This is a genomic window from Gilliamella sp. ESL0441, from assembly GCF_019469185.1.
In the GTDB taxonomy this organism is placed as follows: domain Bacteria; phylum Pseudomonadota; class Gammaproteobacteria; order Enterobacterales; family Orbaceae; genus Gilliamella.
Window position 1 is genome coordinate 1,892,123 of sequence record NZ_CP048264.1, and the last position, 16,875, is coordinate 1,908,997.

The window sequence follows — 16,875 nt, forward strand, 5'->3', positions numbered from 1 at the left end:
AAACACCCATTTAAAAGTGGGTGTTTACGCCACCTGTTACAATTTTTTATCCACTGACGTTAAAATACCCCGTAAAATATTTAACTCTTGTTGTTCAATTCGTGCTCGAGTAAATAACCGACGTAAGCGCCCCATAATTTGACCGGGGTGATTAGCATTAATAAATTCTGTCTTCAATAAAGTTTGTTCTAAATGCTGATAGAAACGTTCGATATCTTCATCTTTTGGAAACTCAATACTGTCTATATCAGCCTCTGGTTCAGTTAAAACAGAACCCAAGTTTAACATCGACATACGAATTTCATAACAAAGCACTTGTACTGACATTGCCAAATTCAATGAGCTATACGCTGGATTTGCAGGAATCCCTACATGATAATGGCACTTTTGCAACTCCTCATTAGTTAACCCCACTCGTTCACGACCAAAGACCAAAGCAACTTTTGCGTCACTATTCGATGCCTCTTGAATAATTTTATCGCCACACTCTTTAGGTGTGAGATTCGGCCATTGTAAGCTGCGAGGACGAGCACTAGTCCCAATCACTAGCCGACAATCTCCAATCGCCTCTTCCAAAGATGAAAAAATTTGGGCTTGCTTAATAATGTCACTCGCCCCAGCTGCTAAAGAAATGGATTGAGAATCTGGTTTTATCACCGGATTAACTAAACAAAGATGCGTTAATCCCATTGTTTTCATTGCTCTAGCGGCTGACCCCATATTACCAGTATGCGAAGTTTCAACTAAAACAATCTTCACGTTATCTAAATAATTCACATCATCCCCATTAAAATGTATCAAGTTCCTATTAGGAGTAAATAATTAACAGTATATAGGAAAAAGATTGCAAAATGCAGATTTGAAATTTTAGTGATAAAAATCGTCATAACTCATTTTTAAATGTTAATCACAAAATTTACAGAAAAAACAAATAACTGATTGACGAAATTAAAATAATTTGCCAATGTAGAGACAGAACCCTTGTTTGGGTTAGCTCAATTGGTCAGCAAACTTTTTAGCAAACATAGTGGAGGTCAATCATGACGTTAAGTATTACCAGTAAACAAATGGATATTACTCCTGCAATTCGTCGTTATCTTGAAGATAAGTTTTCTAAATTAGATAAATGGAGAGCACTGTTAATCAACCCTCACTTTATATTATCAAAGGAGCCCGATGGATTTATTGTTGACGCAACCATTGCAACCAAAGGGACACCTTTAGTTGCTTCAGCTAAACACATTGATATGTATGCGGCTATAAATGATCTTATTGGAAAACTCGAAAAGCAACTCAATAAGATTCAGCATAAAGGGGAATCACGCCGTGCCTTTGATAGCATCAAAGGTGTCGTACCTGAAGAGCAAGTTTAAACAATAGCTGATCACAAATGAATTAAAAGGCACTTTGATAGTGCCTTTATTTTTTAGCTTGTTATAATATTGCACATCTATTTTTTATTTACTTAAGCCAAATGACTGTTAATCCTTTACTACCCTTGCGAGATCAAATTAATGAACTTGATGCGAAGTTATTAGAACTTGTCGCTAAACGTCGCCAAATTTCAACACAAGTCATTCAAACAAAAATTGAAGCTAACATTCCTGTACGTGATTTGAAACGTGAACGCTCATTAATCAACTCACTTATTCATCAAGGAAAAGCCTATCATCTTGATGATATTTTAATAAAACGGTTATATCAGGTCATTATTGAAGATTCCGTATTATTACAACAGAAGATCTTACAAGAAAAACTCAATCACAACACCATAGCGACAGCAAAAGTTGCTTTTTTAGGGCCAAAAGGTTCTTATTCCCATTCTGCTGCGCGACGTTATGCGAGTGCTCACTTTGAAGAAATGACGGAATCCAGTTGTTCAACTTTTAAAGATGTTTTTGAGCAAGTCGAAAAAGGAATAGTTGATTTTGGTATTTTACCTATTGAAAACTCAAGTTCTGGTTCGATTAATGAAGTTTATGATCTTTTACAAAAAACCAATTTACATATCATTGGTGAACTTTCATTACCTATTGATCACTGTGTACTTGCTATCGCTGATGCCAAACTGGAGCAAATTGACACTATTTATAGTCATCCACAACCATTTCAACAATGCAGTAACTTTTTAGAAAAATCACCTCATTGGAAAATTGTCTATTGCGATAGTACCTCATCAGCCATGGAGATGGTAGCAAGCCTCAATAAGCCAAATGTTGCAGCAATGGGTAACAAAGACGGGGGTGAATTATATGGACTACAAGTACTTGAACATGATTTTGCTAATCAAAAAGAAAATATCACCCGCTTTATTGTGTTAGCTCGACAACCTGTTGACGTTTCAAATCAGATACCTGCTAAAACAACTATCCTAATGAAAACAGGTCAACAAGCTGGGGCCCTAGTTGATGCATTACTAGTATTGCGCAATCACAACATTGTCATGACGAAGCTGGAGTCTCGACCAATCCACGGTACGCCATGGGAAGAGATGTTTTATATCGATTTGCAAGGTAATCTTAATTCTCATGAAATGCAAACCGCACTCAAGGAACTCTCAGCTATTACCTTATACACCAAAGTGCTTGGCTGCTATCCAAGTGATTCAATTTCATCTCTCATGTAATATATTATTAACACTATGCAAAAATTTTCCAATGCCGTGCTCAAGTGGTATGAACAGTACGGCAGAAAAACGTTACCTTGGCAAATTGAAAAAAGTTCTTACCATGTTTGGTTATCTGAAGTGATGCTACAACAAACTCAAGTTGCTACAGTCATCCCCTACTTCAATCGTTTTATTGAGCATTTTCCTAAGATAACCGATTTAGCGCACGCCCCGATTGATGATGTATTACATTTGTGGACTGGACTGGGTTACTATGCTCGAGCCCGTAATTTACATAAAGCGGCGAAAATGGTTACTGACAAGTTTAAAGGTCACTTCCCTACTCTATTTGATGATGTCGTTGCTTTACCCGGTGTTGGGCGTTCAACTGCTGGCGCAATTTTATCGCTATCTCAAAACCAACATTACCCTATTTTAGATGGTAATGTAAAACGGGTTTTAACACGCTTTTTTGCAGTTGAAGGTTGGCCTGGCAATAAAAACATTGAAAATAGACTTTGGCAATTGAGTGAACAGGTCACACCAAAACACGAGGTAGCAAAATTCAATCAAGCGATGATGGATATTGGCGCAATGGTTTGCACCCGCACCAAACCTAAATGTAACTTATGTCCACTACAAAGTGATTGCATCGCTAATCAAACAGACAGTTGGCAACAATACCCTACCAAAAAACCGAAAACAACCATTCCTGAAAAATCGGCTTATTTTCTGATGCTTGAATACAATCAGTGTATATGGCTTGAAAAACGACCACCATCGGGTATTTGGGGCGGTTTATATTGCCTACCACAATTTGCAACAGAGCAAGCATTAATCAATTGGCTAAACGATTGTGGAATTCAAACAACCCCACCAAAACAAATGATTTCTTTTCGCCATACTTTTAGCCACTTTCATTTAGATATCATACCGATTCATTGCATCATGGTTAACAACACGAAATGTTTAGATGAAAGTAATGGCTACTGGTATAACTTAACAGCAGAAAATGCAAAAATTGGTTTAGCAACACCCATTTACAATTTATTGCAGCAATTGAATGCATGATTTAGAAATAATCTTCAGACAGAAAGTTAAAATTATTGATGAAACAAGTTTAAAATTAATTTGTTTTAGCAACTAGCTATTGAATTAGCTATATTATATTTTAAATATTCTTCACAAAAAGTTGGTAATTAATTGTTCACCAGTAATTTAAAGGAATTCCATATGGCTAAAATATCTTATTTGAACACACCCTTTACGATCAAAAAATTATCTTTAAAAAATCGTATTGTTATGCCACCAATGTGTCAATATCAGGCTAAAGACGGCCTACCGAATGATTGGCATTTTATTCATTATGTTTCAAGAGCTGTTGGGGGCGTTGGATTAATTATTGTTGAAATGACTAACGTTGCACCAAATGGACGAATCTCGCCTAATTGTCTAGGTTTATGGAATGATGAGCAACGAGATCAGTTCAAACGTATTGTTGATGCCGTTCACGCCCAAAATGGCAAAATAGCCATTCAAATTGCCCATGCAGGGCGTAAAGCTTTAGGAGCTGATGATGTGGTATCTTGCTCTCCTCTTCTTTATGACGGCACTAACGAAGCTAATAAACAGTGGCAATATCAAATGCCAAGAGAATTATCAAAAAATGAAATCGCTGACATTATTCAAAAATTTAAAGAATCAACTCAACGGGCAGTTGAAGCAGGTTTCGATGCAATTGAAATTCATGGTGCACATGGTTACTTAATACATCAATTCAGTTCACCTAAAACCAATTTACGAACCGATGAATATGGTCAAGATAAGTTGCTATTTGGCGAACAAGTCATTAAAGCAGCTAAATCCGTTATGCCAAATGACATGCCACTTATTATTCGCTTTTCAGCCCAAGAATATGGTAAAGATGGATATGGTATTGATTATGGATGCAAGATTGCTAAACGTTTTGCTGATGCAGGTGCAGACGTTTTAGATGTCAGCGGTGGTGGTGACGGACAACTCGATCCCGCTCACACCCCTGATTTTCATGCCGGTTATCAGGTTTACTTGGCTAGCGCGATAAGACAATCGATAGATTTGCCAATAATAGCTGTTGGTATGCTTGAAGATCATTACTTAGCCGATTATGTTTTAAGCCGAGGCGATGCAGATTTAATAGCTGTTGGTCGAGGCTTATTAAATGATCCATATTGGCCTTTACGTATTCCTTCATCGCCATTTATTCCGACATCATATCAAATAGCATTCAAATAATTTAATCAAAAAAGTTATATCCTGTAGCACAAGTTACAGGATAATTAACATCAGCTAAATTATATCTTCATGGCATATTTGATTAACTGTTTTTTTAATGGTGAACAGTGATCGATAGTATTCATGCCTACCGTTCTTACTGCCTTTTTAAGCAAATTATCCCCATTAAACATATCTTGAATAGTTTGCATTGCCGCTAACATTACCACCGTATCTTTACGACGCGTAAACTGAAATGATTTTAGATTACTGACTAAACCAATATCCTGATTCGCATCGATTAATTTTTTTATTGTCGATACTAACAAGGCCGAATCTTGAAAACCTAAGTTGACTCCTTGCCCGGCTAAAGGATGAATTGTGTGCGCTGCATCGCCAACTAAAACTAAACGATGTTTAATAAACTGCTTGGCAAAGCGTGCTTTCAAGGGAAATATCATTCTCGGATTAACCAACTGACAAAAACCTACTTTATCACCGGTTAATTGAAATAATTGATATGAAAACTCCGTTTCGGATAATGAAACTAAATTAGCTGCATTGTCAGGTTTAGTTGACCATACTAAACAACTTCTATTAGGATGATAAAGCGGAAGAAAAGCAACTATACCATTAGGATAAAAAATTTGCTTTGCACAAGCATGATGTGGAAATTCAGTTTCAACAGTTGTAATTAGGGCATGATGAATATAATCGCGTTCAAAAACAGCAATGTTTTCATGATTACGTATCCAAGAATTTGCACCATCTGCACCAATTATAAGTTTAGCTTGTAAAGTAACCTGATCTGCCAATGTCAAAAATGCACAATTATCATCAAACTCACTATTAATCACTTCTTGACTAAAAAGCGTAATATTGTTGCTAGCCAAAGCATTGTGATAGAGATAATGAGATATAACATGATTTTCAATGATATAACCTAAATTTGGATAACCATAATCTGTAGCATGTGCAGATAAATGAGCCTGCCCATTCTTTTCCCACACATCTATTTCTGCAAATTCTTGTACTCGACCACTTGAACAAAGCGCATCCCAAATACCAATTTGAGTAAAATAGCGCTGGCTAGCACCATTTAGCGCTGAAGCTCTGACCCCAATCTTATCCGTTTGTAAACATTCATGTTGATGAATATTTTTATCAATAATGGCAATTTTCAAATCATAATGACTTAAAGCACAAGCCGTTGCCAAACCTACTAAGCCACCACCAACAATGGCTACATCAAATTGAATACTCATATTTTAATTATTTATTATCTAATTTAGGATCATTATTGGATTCAATATCTTCACTCATTTCCTTTTTAAATCCTTTCAATGCCGAACCTAAATCAGCCCCTAAGTTTCGTAGCTTTTTAGTGCCAAATAACAACACGACGACGGCAAGAAAGACTAAAAGATGTGGGATACTAAATGACATAATAAAATCCTCTTAATTAAATTTTATTAATTCGTCTAACAATAGAATTGTAAACAAATGGTATATATTTTTATGTATTATACCTTTTTAAAAAGAGATTTCATAAGAAGTTTAAACAAAAAAAAAGACCTGCATATAAATATGCAGGCCAACATGAAATATAAGGAATATAAGGAAAGAAAACAATGAAAAATCCTTACACTGCTTATTATCCATTTTTTTTCGTTTTAGTCAACGTTTTTATTTGTTTTTTTATTTATTTTAAAAATAAACTAAATTTCAAAATAATTCTTTTAAAATCAATACAAAACATACTTAAAAATAGCAACGCATTAAAATTGGCGTATTTGATATATATCAAATATGAACAAAAAAGCATTTAAAAAGCAAATGAAAAAAAATTTTTTCGCAGAAAATAAATAATTTTCAGCAGAAAAACAAAAATATTTATTTTTTTAAAAAAACCATATCAATCATTTTTTTGTACGAAAAGCAATCTAAAAACTTGACTATAAAACGAACATTTCAACTCAGAATTATATAAAAAAACTTTTTATATCAGCTTTTCAGTTGTTGTGCTATGTAAAACTTATAAAATATACACTATAATTAAAAAACGGAAGTAATAGGAGAAACAAATTAGAAATGAATATGATTAAAAATAAAAATGTAAAAACATTTAAAGATAGATTACATAGCTCAATGCAAGGTTTATCTGTTTCTGCCTTCGCTAAAAAATGTGACATGTCTGAAACCGTAATTAGAGACTATTTATCTGGTAAAACTTATCCATCACTTACACGCTTAGAAGTGATTGCCGAAAAATGTAATGTTTCATTCAATTGGCTAGCTACGGGTTATAAATTAGAAGTGTTAGATCCAAAAAATGACGATGATGTTTACAATGAAAATATCTATCGCATTCCTGTTTACAAAAAACAATTACCCACTAAAGAAGAAGCACAATTACAACGCTATGTCCGTGAAACTCCACCAGTTATGAATTACCCAATTGTCGAAGGTTGGGCATCTCATCGAGGATTGGACATAAAAAAACTAATTATTTATTGGGCTAAAGGCGATTTGATGTCACCGGAAATCAACAACAACAATGGACTTATTATTAATACAGACGTCGGCGAAATAATTGACGGTGCAATTTATTTAGTTGAATATGAAGATATCACTTTTTTACGAAAAGTTCGCTTAACGCTCAATGGTTGGATACTGATTTGCAATAATAATCAATACCCTACAATTGAAGTATCTAAAACAGATTTCAATAAATATCATTTTGTAGGTCGTGTTGTACAAATTATCAAAGATATTTTTTAGTTAATTAATAGTCAAAAATTTTTATTCAAGATATAATTGTAAAACAAGGGAGAGCAATAAAATTTTTCTCCCTTACTACTTCTTTTTAGTACATTTCTTTAGTAAGAATAGGTGAAATATCAAATGTTTTTTATTCAATTATCAATACCGCTTTAAATACAAAAATATTCTATTCTAAAGTGATCAACTTCAATTCTCATATTTAATATTATTGACTAAATTCAATGCGCAATTTTAAGAACAATTAGGTCTACTATGTATCGATTTTTTGAAAAATTGGTGTCACCTTATCCTAAAAGTGAACCACAGCCAGCAGCAAAAGGTTTTTTAAATTTTATATGGCAGTCCACAAAAGGCACTCGATTATTTATGTTATTACTGGTGATATTTAGTGCACTAAGTGGAGCGTTTGAAGCTTTTTTATTTGCAGCACTTGGTAAAGTTGTTGATTGGCTAGCTGTTGTTGAACCTAATCAGCTATGGCAGAAAGAAAAAACAACTTTATTATTATTAACTCTTATTATTTTATCGAGTACTTTGATTATTGCTTTGCAAACAATTATAAAACATCAATGTTTAGCCGGTAACTTTCCTATGAGAATGCGCTGGAATTTTCACCGTTTAGTCCTTAATCAAAGCATGCGTTTTTTTCAAGATGAATTTGCAGGAAGAATATCAGCTAAAGTTATGCAAACAGCGCTTGCTGTTAGAGATACCTGTTTTTTAGTTGCCGATATTTTAATCTTTGTTCTTATTTCGTTTATTACGATGGCGGCAATAATTGGACAGTTAGATCCATGGTTACTTCTCCCTTTTATTGGCTGGTGCATCATTTATGCTTTAGCTATGTATTATTTTATTCCTCGTTTAAGTAAAGTTGCCAGTATGCAAGCTGATGCACGCTCGACGATGACCGGACGAGTGACAGATGCGTACACAAATATTATGACAGTTAAACTGTTTTCGCATGCAGGCAATGAAGCCAAATATGCACAAGAATCAATGGATGAGTTTTTAACGACAGTCAACAAACAAATGCGTTTGGTAAGTAGTTTTGAGATTGTAAATCATCTATTATCAATTTTATTAATATTATCAACAACCGGCATTGCATTATGGTTGTGGTCAAATCAATTAGTGGGAATTGGCGCAATTGCAACCACCACGGCAGTAGCACTTCGATTAAATGGTCTATCCCATTGGATTATGTGGGAAATGGCAGCTTTATTCGAAAACATTGGTGTTGTAAAAGATGGTATCAATACCTTCTCAACCGCAAAAACAAATGTGGATAAACCAAATGCAAAAGATCTTGTGATAACGCAAGGAAAAATTGAATTCCAAAATATACATTTCACCTATGATGAAAAAATCGGCAATACAATTATTGAGGATTTAAATTTAACAATCAAATCCGGTGAAAAAATAGGACTTGTTGGGCGTTCTGGTGCGGGTAAATCAACACTGATTAACTTATTGTTACGATTCTACGATTTGCAAAATGGAAAAATAATTATTGATGGGCAAGATATTACAGAAATTAGTCAAGAGAGTCTGCGAGCTCAAATTGGAATGGTGACACAAGATACCTCATTGTTACACAGGACAGTTCGTGAAAATTTACTCTATGGTAATAATCAAGCTACTGAAGAAGAAATGATTAATGCAGCTAAAAAAGCTCATGCAGATAAGTTTATTCAAACTTTAATTGATGCAAGCGGTAGAACTGGTTACGATGCCTTTGTTGGTGAACGGGGTATAAAATTATCTGGTGGACAAAGACAACGAATAGCAATAGCTAGGGTTATTTTAAAAAATGCACCGATATTATTATTGGATGAAGCAACAAGTGCATTAGACTCTGAAATTGAGCAAGCCATTCAAGAAAGTCTTTATACATTGATGGAAGGTAAAACTGTTATTGCTATTGCACATCGATTATCAACAATTGCAGCGATGGACAGATTAATCGTACTTGATCAAGGAAAAATAATAGAGCAAGGCACACATCAAGAATTATTAGATAAAAATGGGTTATATGCTCAACTTTGGAAACATCAAAGTGGTGGTTTTTTACCTGATAATTTATAATATTTATTGAATAAAATTGTGTACATGCTTTTAAACTAAAGCATGTACAAACAATTCATTACTGGATAAAATTTTTATAAAATTCAGATTCAAATCGCATTATTGCACTATTTTTGGGTTCATCTCTTCTTTCTGGATGATATCCCGAAAGTAATTGAACAAAAGCAATATAACCACCATCTGATTTTTCAATAAAGCCGGCTAAATTATAACTCCCTTGAATATACCCTGTTTTAGCTCGTATTGCTTCTTTGAATGGTGGTTGATTAAAACTTTTTCGATTCTGCAATGTACCATCAGTTCCTGAAATTGGTAGTTTTTCAATAATTTCAAGTTCGGTATCATGGGCCGATATATATTGTAAAATTTCCATTATTTTATCAGCACTCACTAAATTTAATCGCGATAATCCCGAACCATCAGCAATAACAACATTTTCTAAATTTATTCCAGCTTTAGTTCGTAAAATTTGTTTAACCGCATCACGACTATTTCGCCATGTACCTTGGATATTAAAATGATGAGCGCCCAGCGTTCTAAAAATTGTATCCGCATATAAATTATTTGATTTTTTGAGCATAGTAGTTAACAGTTCCGAAAGTGGAGCTGACTTACTCGAAGTTAATAATGTTAATTTAGCCGCTGTTTTTTGATTGCGCTCTGTAATCGTACCTGTGTAAGAAATATTCTGTTGTTTAAGCTCCCGTTTTAAAATAGCAGAAAAATAATCAACACCATTTAAAACCGCAAATTTTAATGAGGCTTTATCAGAACTGGCAGGAATACAACCTGATAAATAGTAGCGATTTTTTTCAGAATAACTTGCGTCAAGTTCACAATATTTGTCACTTAAATCTTTACTATTTTTGGCAATGGTACGTACATTACCCGTTACTGTGACAGGAATATTAGTTGGTCCAGATACAGATGCTTTATTACCGATTTTTCCAGGCGTAATAGTCGCATAAAAACAATTATCATCAATAATTGCAGCTGAAGGTGGAGCATTGTAACAAGCTGTTAGATTATTCCAAGACCAACCTTCTGCCTTATCATGGCCTGTGAAAATAGAAGTATCTAAAATCACTTTGCCCGAAATTTTTTCAATACCTTTTTGATGTAAAGTTGCTAACATACTTTTCAAACGTTCACGAGTAAAGCTAGGATCGCCACTCAATTGAACAATCAAATCCCCATTAAGCTGCTTGTTCTTGATTGAACCATTAGTTAGCATTCGAGTTTCAAATTGAAAATCGCTGCCTAATTCTAGTTGTGCAGCAAGTGCAGTAATTACTTTTTGCACACTTGCAGGCTGTTTAAACTGATCACTTTTATATTTAGCTAATGTCTTGGGTTTTTTGCCTACGGATTGAACTAAAATTGACAAGTCACTGCCCTTTGGTAATGAAGACACGTAAGGTTCAACAGATTGGGCTTGTAATAAACTTGAAAAAAAAGCAATAAAAAACAGACTAATAGATCTGAAATTTTTCATCAAAATTGACTCAAAAAGATTTAAATTAAATAGATAAAATAGGGTTATAAATATATCGTTTTTTAGTAAAGCTATCAATCTTTAAACTATCACTTTTTGTACTAAAATAGTTTAAAAGCAAACAAACTTTAATATGTAAGAGAATTAATCAACTCAATAAACAAGTTACAATAAAATAATCACCTTAATGACTTTCCTTTTTCAATACAAACACTATTGATTTGTAGAAAAAGCTCATAATTTTAATCGAATATATTTAATATATATAAACGATATCGACCTTAAGATCTAACTGACTACAAAAAGTTAGCAGGGATTGCCCCTGCCTTAATTAGTAGAGTTTATTCAGTTCTTTTTCGTGAACGAATAAAATAGCTTATGCCTAAAATAATAAACCAAATAGGTGTTGCAATTAATGCATGACGTGTATCATCTTGGAATGTCAGTAGCACAAGAACAAATATGAAAAAGGCTAGACTAACATAACACATCAAAATTCCGCCTGGCATTTTAAATTGAGATTGCTGATGTAGATTAGCTTTTTTATGACGATAAGCAATATATGAAATCAGAATCATAGACCATATAAACATAAATAAAATAGCCGATATGGTTGTAACTATAGTAAAAGCTTCAATCACATTTGGTACAGTATAGATCAGAACGACACCACCAAATAAGCAACTGCATGAAAATAATAGACCATTAGCCGGAACGGAACGTTTCGATAATTTACCAAACGGTTCAGGTGCATCTTGTTTTTTAGCCAACCCAAATAGCATACGACTGGTTGAATAGACGCCACTGTTAGCTGATGAAGCAGCCGAAGTCAGTACCACAAAGTTGATAATACTAGCGGCAGCAGGTAATCCAATCATAGTAAACAATTCTACAAAAGGACTTTTATCAGGAGAAATCAAAGTCCAAGGTGTTACACTCATGATAATAATTAATGCAAATACATAGAAAAAGATAATACGGGCAGGAACAGAATTAATTGCATTGGGTAAATTTTTATTAGGATTGACCGTTTCGGCAGCGGTGGTACCCACAAGCTCAATACCTACAAAAGCAAAAATTGCAATCTGAAAACCAGCAAAAAACCCCATGGTGCCATTTGGAAAAAAGCCACCATATTCCCATAGGTTAGAAAATCCAGCGGTACTATTTGTCAAATCTGAATGAAAAGAAGTAAAAATCAATACAAGTCCAATTATAATTAACGCAACAATTGCAGCAATTTTAATCATTGACATCCAAAACTCTGTTTCACCAAACATTTTTACTGTCAATAAATTTAATACCGAAAGTAAAACAACAGTTAATAACATCGGTATCCAAGCGGGTAAATCAGGAAACCAATGTTGTGCATAACTGGCAATTGCAACAACGTCTGCAATTCCTGTTATCACCCAACAAAACCAATATGTCCAACCTGTAAAAAAACCTGCCCAAGGCCCTAATAAATCATTGGAAAAATCACTAAAGGACTTGTACTCCAAATTTGACAACAGAATTTCTCCCATTGCTCGCATTACAAAAAATAACATAAATCCAATAATCATATATACTAAGATAATTGAAGGACCAGCAAGACTAATGGTTTTACCTGACCCCATAAATAACCCAGTTCCAATTGCACCACTAATTGCAATCAATTGAATATGACGATTAGAGAGATTTCTTTTTAGATCATTGTTTGAGGATGTAATGCTCATCGCTATTCTTACCTTTTATGTCGTAGCTTTTAATTTTATCAGGAATATAGGACTATAAAGTCTATATCATTAAATCTCAAGTTGAAATATAATTAAAACTTTTTATGGCAAGTTACAAATTATCAGTAGTTTCTTATAATAGAATTGTGTAGCATAACAATCACTGTTTTAAAATCATTATAATTAATAAGATGAAAGAAATTATCAAACATTATCGGATTTACTTGTTATTTGTTTTTTTTATTTCAACTTTAATCTCAGGTTGCCAAAATAACTCAACCAAACAAGGTCAACAATATAAGGACGGGAAATTTAAACAACGATTAAATATTAGTTATCCTGATTTAGATACACCCGTAAATATTACGGATTATATTGTACAAGTAGATAAAATTAGAACTGCATCACCGGTTTTATATAGCCAAAATGAACATATCTATAAAGCTATCGATGATTGGATAAATCGCTTATTAGGATCCAATGAATTTGATAAAGTTGGCTTAAACAGTTACGAAATGGCAGGACAAGATGGATATGGTAATGTCCATTTAACTGGATATTATACCCCTGTAATCAAAGCTAGGCACAAGCCTGACGCCAAATTTAAGTACCCTATTTATAAAATGCCGACACATGTAAAACGAAAGTTGCCTAACCGGGAACAAATATACAAAGGTGCTTTATCAGGAAAAGGGCTTGAAATCGCTTATAGTAATTCCTTGATGGACAATTTTATTATGGAAGTACAAGGAAGTGCATATATCGATTTTGAAGATGGAACCCCATTAGTATTCTTCGGTTATGGCGGTAAAAATGGTCATGGTTATTCAAGTATCGGTCGGATTTTAGTTGAACAAGGTGAAATTGAAAAAGAAAAAATATCAATACAAGCCATTAAAGATTGGGCCAAAAATAAAAATGAAAAACAACTTAAAGAATTGCTCATACAAAACCGTTCATTTGTGTTTTTTAACCCAAAACATAATGCTGAAGTCAAGGGTGCTGCCGCTGTACCATTGATTGCTAATGCAGCTATTGCTTCAGATAAATCTCTTGTTCCGCTAGGCTCCGTGGTTTTAGTGGATGTACCGCTTCTGGATAATGATGGTCAATACCGTGGTAGGAGAGAAACTCGCCTAATGGTAGCCCTTGATGTGGGGGGAGCAATAAAAGGCCAACATTTCGACCTTTACCTTGGTATTGGTGAAGCATCAGGTCAATTAGCAGGTTTCTACAACCATTTTGGTCGTGCTTGGGTAATTAAACCCTAGATCTATAGCATCGACGTGATTAAAAGAAACTGTTAAAATAAGGATAGAGCGGCTCAATTAAGGATAACTCATGAGATTATGCGATCGAGATATTGAAGCATATTTACAAAATGGTAAATTAAAAATTACACCTCAACCGGCATCGAATTGTATTAATGGTGCGACTGTTGATGTTAGATTAGGTAATCAATTTCGGACTTTCCGAGAACATACAACCCCTTTTATTGATCTAAGTGGTCCCAAAGAAGAAGTTTCTGCAACATTAGAACGAGTAATGAGTGAAGAAATGGTACTACCTGAAGGTGATGTGTTTTATCTTCATCCCGGAGAACTTGCTTTAGCGGTCACATTAGAATCAGTCACCATTCCTGATGATTTAGTGGGTTGGCTAGATGGACGTTCTTCCCTAGCCAGACTTGGGCTGATGGTCCATGTCACAGCACACCGTATCGATCCAGGCTGGCAAGGTCAAATTGTATTAGAATTTTATAATTCAGGTAAAATCCCGTTAGCGTTAAAACCAGGTATGACTATTGGTGCCTTAAGTTTTGAAACTTTAACAGGGCCTGCTGCAAGACCTTATAATCGTCGACAAGATGCAAAATATAAAGACCAACATGGTGCAGTTGCCAGCCGTATCGATAAAGACTAAATCAGTTTACAACTATAATATAGGAACACTAATATGATAAAAAAAATATTGGTTACTTTTTTAATTTTAATTTTTATAATTGCAATAGGGATCGTATCACTTATTGTTTTTGTTGATCCCAACAATTTCCGTGGATTTATCTCTGATAAAGTGAGAGATAAAACAGGATATGAATTATCTATTGAAGGTGATTTACGTTGGCACATCTGGCCACAAGTCAGTATATTAACCGATTCAGTTAAATTAACCGATACAGGTGCTCAAAAACCAATTTTGACCGCTGATAATATGCGACTTGATGTAGAACTATTTCCATTATTTTCTAAAAAAATAGTTGTCAAAAATGTATTTGTTAAATCAGCCGTTATCAATGTTACTGATGACAGTAAAGGTCAAGTAGCAAAAAGTAAAGAAAGTAATAGCACCGCAAAACAACCAGTACCAAATACTGAAGATAAATCGCAACAAAATGAAGAAAAAGAAAAATCTAGCTGGAAATTCACATTAAACAAATTTGAAGTTGCAGATAGTACTTTGGTTTTTCAGAACAAAGATACATTAATTAACTTCAGAAATCTTAACCTAATAGTTCAACAAAATAGCGAAAAATATCTTTCAGTTGATATTAAAGGCAATATTGACCGAAATCAGCAGGATTTATATTATTCCGCCATTGCTGACATTGATTTAACTCAATTTCCAAATATTGCAAAAATTGATTTAAAAAAATTTGATTACACACTCAAAGGAATTGGTATTCCTAATGATGAGTTAGTGGGTAATTTGAAAGGAATCATTAATTATCAAAAAAATCCACAAAGCATAAACACACAAAATTTAATTTTTTCAATTAATGATAATATTTTTACAGGTAATGTAAATGTAAACCTAAATACTAAACCTTCTTTAGAATTAAATCTTAATTCTGACAAGTTAAACGTTAATACATTTATTTCAAATAAAGAAAAATCTAAAGAAAATACGAACATTAACCCTCAACAAACAACACCTGTTGTATCAAGCGTTAACAAATCAACAAACGAGCTTACCTTTCTTAATGCTTTCGATGCCAATCTTAAATTAAACATTAAGCAATTAATCGCTAACAAAATGATATTAACTAATGTTTATGCTGATTTACAAAACAATGATGGTGTTGCAACAATTAAGGCTATCAATTTTGACTTTGCTGATGGCACGGTAACCACCAATGGGGTCGCTAATGGCAAACAAAAAAATACTCTAATCAAGCTCAACACTAAAATTAACAATGTTGATTTAAATAACTTTTTTAATCAGATTGATACAGCCAAAGATTTAGTTGGACGCTTTAATGCTTCAGGCCAATTAGAGATCAATACAATTAAAGCCAATAAGTTATTAGAAAACTTACATGGAAATCTTGCTATCAATATAGCTAATGCAAAACTTGATAATATTAATATCCAAAACATTATTAATGCTGCCGCAGCTAAATATTCTAAGGATGTTTTAACACCTGAAAATCAAAATAAATATACTGAATTCCATACAATTGAAGCTAAAGCTAACTTAAATAATGGTAATTTAGAACTTACCACCTTAACTGCTGATTCTGAAACAATTGATATTATTAACGGTTCAGGAAGAGTTGGTATGTTAAAAAAAGATATTGATGTGAATCTAAATATTAAAATGTTAGATGGTTGGAATGGCAAAAGTGATACCATTGCTAAATTGCAACAAATGACTATTCCACTACGTATTTATGGTCAATTTACTAAACTTCATTATCAGATAGATCTTAATCAAGTATTTAAAGATGTACTAAATGACAAATTACAGCATGGACTTGAAAAACTTCGAGAAAAAATTGAAAAACGAAATTCAAAAGATAACGACAAAGACAAAGACAAAGACAAAGACAATAATGACTTTAAGTCTAAATCACGGCAAAAAGCGGCTAATATATTAAGCGAATTGTTAAAGAAATAACCAGCAATATCGCTAAAATATGATTAGTTTTA

Annotated in this window: 14 protein-coding genes; 9 read left to right on the top strand and 5 right to left on the bottom strand. The window is 33.6% G+C overall.

Features of this window, described 5'->3' with window-relative positions; translation table 11 throughout:
• Positions 1-36 precede the first annotated feature (36 nt).
• Positions 37-720, bottom strand: coding sequence for a tRNA (cytosine(32)/uridine(32)-2'-O)-methyltransferase TrmJ (gene trmJ / locus GYM75_RS08490; RefSeq protein ID WP_370632175.1), 684 nt, complete (start codon positions 718-720; stop codon positions 37-39).
• A 320-nt stretch (positions 721-1,040) separates the two neighbouring features.
• Between trmJ and raiA the strand changes: the two genes are divergently transcribed.
• The 4 genes from raiA to GYM75_RS08510 all read left to right on the top strand — a co-directional run bounded on the left by raiA (position 1,041) and on the right by GYM75_RS08510 (position 4,882).
• Entirely contained in the window at positions 1,041-1,373 is a 333-nt protein-coding gene (raiA, locus tag GYM75_RS08495) for a ribosome-associated translation inhibitor RaiA (protein WP_220215536.1), read from the top strand.
• 101 nt (positions 1,374-1,474) lie between these two features.
• Entirely contained in the window at positions 1,475-2,626 is a 1,152-nt protein-coding gene (pheA, locus tag GYM75_RS08500; protein ID WP_220215537.1) for a bifunctional chorismate mutase/prephenate dehydratase, read from the top strand.
• A 15-nt stretch (positions 2,627-2,641) separates the two neighbouring features.
• Positions 2,642-3,679 (top strand): A/G-specific adenine glycosylase, encoded by a 1,038-nt coding sequence (gene mutY, locus GYM75_RS08505; RefSeq protein ID WP_220215538.1) that lies wholly within the window; start codon positions 2,642-2,644, stop codon positions 3,677-3,679.
• 162 nt (positions 3,680-3,841) lie between these two features.
• On the top strand, positions 3,842-4,882 hold the full coding sequence (locus tag GYM75_RS08510) for an NADH:flavin oxidoreductase/NADH oxidase (RefSeq protein WP_220215539.1): 1,041 nt from the start codon (positions 3,842-3,844) through the stop codon (positions 4,880-4,882).
• A gap of 59 nt (positions 4,883-4,941) precedes the next feature.
• On the opposite strand, the gene GYM75_RS08515 is transcribed toward GYM75_RS08510, so the two are convergent.
• Positions 4,942-6,126, bottom strand: coding sequence for an FAD-dependent monooxygenase (locus GYM75_RS08515; RefSeq protein WP_220215540.1), 1,185 nt, complete (start codon positions 6,124-6,126; stop codon positions 4,942-4,944).
• A 7-nt stretch (positions 6,127-6,133) separates the two neighbouring features.
• The gene (gene tatA, locus GYM75_RS08520) at positions 6,134-6,307 is read right to left on the bottom strand and encodes a twin-arginine translocase TatA/TatE family subunit (protein WP_363317424.1); all 174 of its coding nucleotides are present in this window, start codon (positions 6,305-6,307) and stop codon (positions 6,134-6,136) included.
• 651 nt (positions 6,308-6,958) lie between these two features.
• Here tatA and GYM75_RS08525 point away from each other — a divergent pair.
• Both GYM75_RS08525 and GYM75_RS08530 read left to right on the top strand, forming a co-directional pair.
• A complete protein-coding gene (locus GYM75_RS08525; RefSeq protein ID WP_220215541.1) occupies positions 6,959-7,642 on the top strand; it encodes a S24 family peptidase in 684 nt (227 codons plus the stop codon).
• Between the two features lie 255 nt (positions 7,643-7,897).
• A complete protein-coding gene (locus GYM75_RS08530) occupies positions 7,898-9,733 on the top strand; it encodes an ABC transporter ATP-binding protein (protein WP_220215542.1) in 1,836 nt (611 codons plus the stop codon).
• A 58-nt stretch (positions 9,734-9,791) separates the two neighbouring features.
• Here the strand turns inward: GYM75_RS08530 and dacB are convergent, their stop codons facing one another.
• Complete coding sequence (gene dacB, locus GYM75_RS08535; protein ID WP_220215543.1) at positions 9,792-11,228, bottom strand: serine-type D-Ala-D-Ala carboxypeptidase; 1,437 nt, start codon at positions 11,226-11,228, stop codon at positions 9,792-9,794.
• Positions 11,229-11,569: 341 nt separating this feature from the next.
• Positions 11,570-12,946: a D-serine/D-alanine/glycine transporter gene (gene cycA / locus GYM75_RS08540; RefSeq protein ID WP_220215544.1), complete on the bottom strand. Its 1,377-nt coding sequence runs from the start codon at positions 12,944-12,946 to the stop codon at positions 11,570-11,572.
• Positions 12,947-13,137: 191 nt separating this feature from the next.
• On the opposite strand from cycA, the gene mltA reads away from it, so the two are divergent.
• The 3 genes from mltA to asmA all read left to right on the top strand — a co-directional run bounded on the left by mltA (position 13,138) and on the right by asmA (position 16,843).
• A complete protein-coding gene (gene mltA / locus GYM75_RS08545) occupies positions 13,138-14,217 on the top strand; it encodes a murein transglycosylase A (RefSeq protein ID WP_220215545.1) in 1,080 nt (359 codons plus the stop codon).
• Between the two features lie 70 nt (positions 14,218-14,287).
• A complete protein-coding gene (gene dcd / locus GYM75_RS08550; protein ID WP_220215546.1) occupies positions 14,288-14,869 on the top strand; it encodes a dCTP deaminase in 582 nt (193 codons plus the stop codon).
• Between the two features lie 33 nt (positions 14,870-14,902).
• Complete coding sequence (gene asmA / locus GYM75_RS08555) at positions 14,903-16,843, top strand: outer membrane assembly protein AsmA (protein ID WP_220215547.1); 1,941 nt, start codon at positions 14,903-14,905, stop codon at positions 16,841-16,843.
• Positions 16,844-16,875: the final 32 nt, after the last annotated feature.

Coding starts and splice junctions, on each gene's coding strand:
- trmJ (WP_370632175.1), bottom strand. CDS start 720: ATGGGGTCAGCCGCTAGAGCAATGAAAACAATGGGATTAACGCATCTT.
- raiA (WP_220215536.1), top strand. CDS start 1,041: ATGACGTTAAGTATTACCAGTAAACAAATGGATATTACTCCTGCAATT.
- pheA (WP_220215537.1), top strand. CDS start 1,475: ATGACTGTTAATCCTTTACTACCCTTGCGAGATCAAATTAATGAACTT.
- mutY (WP_220215538.1), top strand. CDS start 2,642: ATGCAAAAATTTTCCAATGCCGTGCTCAAGTGGTATGAACAGTACGGC.
- GYM75_RS08510 (WP_220215539.1), top strand. CDS start 3,842: ATGGCTAAAATATCTTATTTGAACACACCCTTTACGATCAAAAAATTA.
- GYM75_RS08515 (WP_220215540.1), bottom strand. CDS start 6,126: ATGAGTATTCAATTTGATGTAGCCATTGTTGGTGGTGGCTTAGTAGGT.
- tatA (WP_363317424.1), bottom strand. CDS start 6,307: ATGTCATTTAGTATCCCACATCTTTTAGTCTTTCTTGCCGTCGTCGTG.
- GYM75_RS08525 (WP_220215541.1), top strand. CDS start 6,959: ATGATTAAAAATAAAAATGTAAAAACATTTAAAGATAGATTACATAGC.
- GYM75_RS08530 (WP_220215542.1), top strand. CDS start 7,898: ATGTATCGATTTTTTGAAAAATTGGTGTCACCTTATCCTAAAAGTGAA.
- dacB (WP_220215543.1), bottom strand. CDS start 11,228: ATGAAAAATTTCAGATCTATTAGTCTGTTTTTTATTGCTTTTTTTTCA.
- cycA (WP_220215544.1), bottom strand. CDS start 12,946: ATGAGCATTACATCCTCAAACAATGATCTAAAAAGAAATCTCTCTAAT.
- mltA (WP_220215545.1), top strand. CDS start 13,138: ATGAAAGAAATTATCAAACATTATCGGATTTACTTGTTATTTGTTTTT.
- dcd (WP_220215546.1), top strand. CDS start 14,288: ATGAGATTATGCGATCGAGATATTGAAGCATATTTACAAAATGGTAAA.
- asmA (WP_220215547.1), top strand. CDS start 14,903: ATGATAAAAAAAATATTGGTTACTTTTTTAATTTTAATTTTTATAATT.